Genomic DNA, 4,704 nt, shown 5'->3' on the forward strand with positions numbered 1-4,704 from the left:
ACTAAAAAGTTGGTGCAACAGTTGGCAAGTGAAGGAGCCAGGCTAGTCGTTACCAGTCGCAACGAAACAACGGGTAAGGAAGAAGTAGAAGTTGCCCACGAAGCTTTAATCCGTCATTGGCCGACGTTGCAAAATTGGTTGGATCAGAACCGCAGTGACCTGCAACTGCGAGAGAACATCAATCAGGCAACAGGGGATTGGCACAAACATAAGGATAAGCCAGATCAAGAGGCTTATCTCATCCATCAGGGGGGACGATTAGAGAATGCTGAGATGTTGTTGAAGCATCCCAAATTTGTGCATCTCAACCAAGAAGAGGCGGAATATGTCTCGGCTTGTATTCAGTTACGCGATCGCATCCGGAAGCAAGAAGAACAACGCCGACGGCGTCAGCTCACGGTGGCTGCCAGCGTCGCTGCGATCATGAGTGGATTCGCTATCTTGGCGGGATATCAATGGCGCGAAGCCGATATTCAACAAGTAAAGGCTTTTTTACAATCTACTGAAGCCAGCTTAGCTAGTCATCAGACACTGGATGCAAGGATCGGAAGTACACGAGCCGAGAAAGCCTTCAAGAATTCATTTTGGCAAACCCTTTGGCCAGAGCCTGGGTTAAAGGATCAAGTGTTAGATAAGTTGACCACCACAAGTTATGCAGGGCAGGAAACTAATCGTTTAGAACTCCCTCAAAGTGGCGATCTAAGTTGGATTTGGAGCATAGAGTTTATCCCGGATGGTCGGTTGGTTATTGCTGACAGTAAAGGCACACTTCGCGTCTGGGATATCAACACGCAGAAACTAGAAGAACTCCTGAAAGATCCTTCTATAAAAAAGGATGATTCTCTATCAACGGCACAAATCAGTTCAGATGGGCAGAAGCTAGCCGTCATTAAGTCGGATGCCAACGTTTACTTATGGGATACCAAAACCAAGAAGCAAGACAAACTTGAAAAGAGCGATTCTGAAGAATTGTATGAGGTCGCCTTCAGCCCAGATGGTCAGATCCTGAGCGGGCGCTCTAGCAACGCTGCTTACTTGTGGGATACCAAAACTAAGAAGTTGAAAAATTCCCGACCTGATCAAGACACAGAAAGTTCTGCAAACTTCAGCCCAGATGGCAAGTTCTTGGTCATCATTAAAGATGACAAAACTGTTGATTTGGAGGATGTTGCAACCAAACAACGCTACACACTCCTGACCAATGATGATTCCAGCAAGGATAAAATCAAGGTTTATAGTGCTGCCTTTAGCCCAGATAGCCAGTTTTTAGCTGTAATTCTTGAGGATCGCCAGGCTGTCCGCCTGTGGAACATCAAAACCAAGAAATGGAACGAAGCCTTCAAGGAAGAAAATTATCAAGACGGTGAGCAACGCGTTGAGATTAGTTATGTGAATTTTACCCCAGATAGTCAGCTCCTCAGCGTTACAGGAGCAAACGGTACTATCTGGTTGCGGGACAGCGAAGGTCGATGGTTATCTAAACTCCGATCTAGTGTCAGGAGCATGGCTTTTAGACAGACCGATCAACTTTTGGCTACTACTGATGGTACAACCATTCATCTGTGGGATCTCTCACAGCGGCGGATGAAGGTAATGGATGTTAAGGAGGATTTAATCACTAGCATCGTATTCAGCCCAGATGGTCAACGTCTAGTGAGCGCAAGTGAGGATAATGTCTACTTATGGAATACCGAAGCGAAGAAATTGCGCTTGCCGCAAAAGCCTCAAGGCAAGGTCGAAGACGTAGTAATCAGCCCAGATGGTCAAATTTTGAGCGCTACTACAGATGAGGGTATCGTCCGCCTATGGGGAGATGAAGACAAGCCTCTAATCGCATCTTCAAAGTATCAAGGCGAGTTCAGTGCAGCAATCAGCCCCGATGGTCAGCAATTAGCTATTGCTAGAGATGATGGTAGTGTTCAGATAGTAGACATCCAAGGTAACAAGCAGCTCCTCAAACTCCAACAACAAGGAGGGATCAAGGTTGGTGGCATAGGATTTAGCCCAAATGGTCACAATTTGGCTGTTTTTACCGTTGATAAAGACAAAAATATTAGTATTTGGCTAGGGAACATCAAAGATCAGATATTTGTTAAAATCCCGGCAGAGCAACTGACGGATGCAGCGTTCAGTCCCGATGGTCAACGCCTAGTGACTAGTCAACTAGATGGTACTATCCAGTTGTGGAACACTAAAGGCCAGCTGTTGCAGGACAAACTTGTGAAAAGTAAAGTTGGTGTACTTAGCGTGGCCTTCAGTCCAGATGGTCAGTTGCTAGCCACTGGATCGTGGGACGGCACAACCCGGCTTTGGAGCATTAACGGTCAACAGTTAGGCGAATTTCAGGGACATCAAGGCTCCGTCACAGAAGTGGCGTTTAGTCCCAATGGTAAGCTTCTCGCTACTACCGAAAACGATAACACCATTCGCCTATGGCAGCTTGGTGAAATGGATGAATTTCTCAAAAGAAACTGCGATTGGGTACGCGACTATTTAAAGAACTCTGGGGCTGATCTTAGTGAGAGCGATCGCCAGCTTTGTGATGGTATTAGCACTGCTAGTAGTTCACCCAAAAAGTAGGGAGCGTCAAACCAAAACGAGGACTTGCGTCCTCGTTTTAGTTTGACACTCCCTAACAACTTGAAAGCTGCGCGGGAAAAGTCCCGGCAGCCGTTTACTTAGGTGCGATATCGCTATTAACTCAATCCCCTCAACACATTCAAGAGATTGGTGGCTATTGACGTTGCTGTTTGCAAGCTTTCGGTATTATTAGCTGGAGCTTTTTGTACAGTATTGACAAATTGCTCTAGTGATGTAATTAACTGCGTCTGAGCCTGCTTCAGGGCAGCTTCATCAACAACTTGCTCTGGAGTTTCCTGAGCCGCCCCCTGTCCCGATTGGTTAGAAGGCAAAGGTACAGGTAGTTGAATAGTGGGGCGCTCAGCAGTGGCATCTTTAGTATTACTGACCACTAGCCGCACTGCTGGATCGCCGATAATCGCATAGTTGCGGGCGTCGTTGTTAGCCGTCCACATACCAGCTAAAGTCTGATTGTTGGGAGTCGCGCCAAACTTAATATCTTCTAACTCAATGTTAAGGTCAGAGGAAATTTCGGCATAGCGCTCGTCAAAATACTCCACTGCCGATCCAACTGGATGACCTTCTAGCAGGCGCTTCACACTACTTTGAAAGACTGCTATCTGCCTGCGAGTATCGCTAGAACCCCGAATATCTGACCAAGAGAAAGAACAGCCCCAAGCTCGATCTATATGACCAATTACAGCTAGGGCACCTCCCTTGGGATGGCTCAGGAGTTTCTGCGGCAAGCGGGCAAGAAACGGATATGGCGCAATATCGGGTCGTTCAGAAAGAAATTGGGAGTGACCGTCGAATTCATCCTTTTGGGGACAGCCAGCACCATAACAGGCAAAGTGAAAAGCAATCATTCCTAAAAGCCGCGCTTGTTCGCCAATATCGTCCCCAGAAAAGTAAAAATCTTCCGGGATCGGCTTTCGCCCCCATTCGCGACCGGGCCAGTCTTGGCACAGTAGTGCCCCTTGGTGGGGTATCTGTCGCGGATCGCCATTGGGAAAACCCATGCCGTGACTTGCGGTGAAAAGCAAACTAGGCGTTTCGCTGCCTCCTAGCAGTTGCCCCAGACGAGCCTTAGTTGCTTCTTCTTTAAGAATCGTTTTCACATTCCAGTTGGAATGTTCCTCGACAACCCATTCAGATAACGGCTGAATCAGGTCTTGAGTGCTGAGATTAGTAGCAGCATCTCCTGGGTTGCATACGCCGAAAAAGGCAGCGCTTGGGGATAAGGATAGGTTGCCAGTTTCCGCTTCTACTACACTGCGAGCGTACTGCGCGTACTCCTGTGGCGTATCAAAATAAATGCGACCTACAGCATACTGAACGCTAAGCTGGGACTGAAAGCGATAGGGAATTGTTACTGGATCTCCGACAATCATCAGGTAGTAAGGCATTTTATCCGGATCGGCTGGACCTGGCCCCACTCCCTGACGTGACAGAAACTTATTTTTTGACTCGTACTGATTTTTTGCTTTGTCGTAACGATAACCTCTAGCACCGCTGTATTCCTGGTAGTAATGCTCGTGCTTTTGAGTTGCTTGTTTTTTACGATGATCTAGTAGCTCGCTAAGTGCCTCTCGGATTGCCGGATCGGCATCGTAAGCGAAGATTACTCCCCAACCTGTTTCAGCGAGGTTTTTTGGGTCTACTCCCTCTATTGGAGCAAAATCAGGCTCTTCTTTTTGTCGCTTTTTGAACTGGATATCTTCTAAACTTTCTGGATCGAACTCTTCGCCTTGGGCGATCTTAGCTACTTGCTCGGCAGTCAAAGGAGGCAGCAAATAATCGCCACTGGCTCCATTAATTCCATTGAAGAATAGCAGGTCTTCGGACATCTCTTTGGTTCCTGATAATTTTGAGCGACTAACACCGCAAGGCTGTTGGATTGACCTTTTTTCCCACTCTTGTGTCGCAAGCACAGACGCATCTGTCTTCCCGCTTGCCTATATAGGCAAGCAGGGTTGGGGAGGTTAGGCGATCGTCCGAACAGTCTTAACGGCTTAACTAAGACTGGCGGTTAACTGCCAGAAACTGCCGACCACAGCACATGGGCTACTTCCGGTTTGGCAAAGTCGTTATGGGCACCAACAAACTTGTCTGTCACGTCATTAA

Annotated in this window: 2 protein-coding genes; one reads left to right on the forward strand and one right to left on the reverse strand. The window is 47.4% G+C overall.

Annotated features, from left to right (window positions below):
• Nucleotides 1–2,580 (forward strand): WD40 repeat domain-containing protein (locus H6F50_RS07750; RefSeq protein ID WP_190428101.1); only part of this gene is annotated, 2,580 nt, incomplete at its 5' end.
• A gap of 116 nt (nucleotides 2,581–2,696) precedes the next feature.
• On the opposite strand, the gene H6F50_RS07755 is transcribed toward H6F50_RS07750, so the two are convergent.
• Nucleotides 2,697–4,427: a hypothetical protein gene (locus tag H6F50_RS07755; RefSeq protein WP_190428103.1), complete on the reverse strand. Its 1,731-nt coding sequence runs from the start codon at nucleotides 4,425–4,427 to the stop codon at nucleotides 2,697–2,699.
• Between the last annotated feature and the right edge of the window lie 277 nt (nucleotides 4,428–4,704).

This window comes from Coleofasciculus sp. FACHB-712 (assembly GCF_014695635.1).
Lineage (GTDB): Bacteria > Cyanobacteriota > Cyanobacteriia > Cyanobacteriales > FACHB-T130 > FACHB-T130.

Excerpts from the sequence above, each read along its gene's own strand:
- H6F50_RS07755 (WP_190428103.1), bottom strand. The coding sequence starts at position 4,427 with ATGTCCGAAGACCTGCTATTCTTCAATGGAATTAATGGAGCCAGTGGC.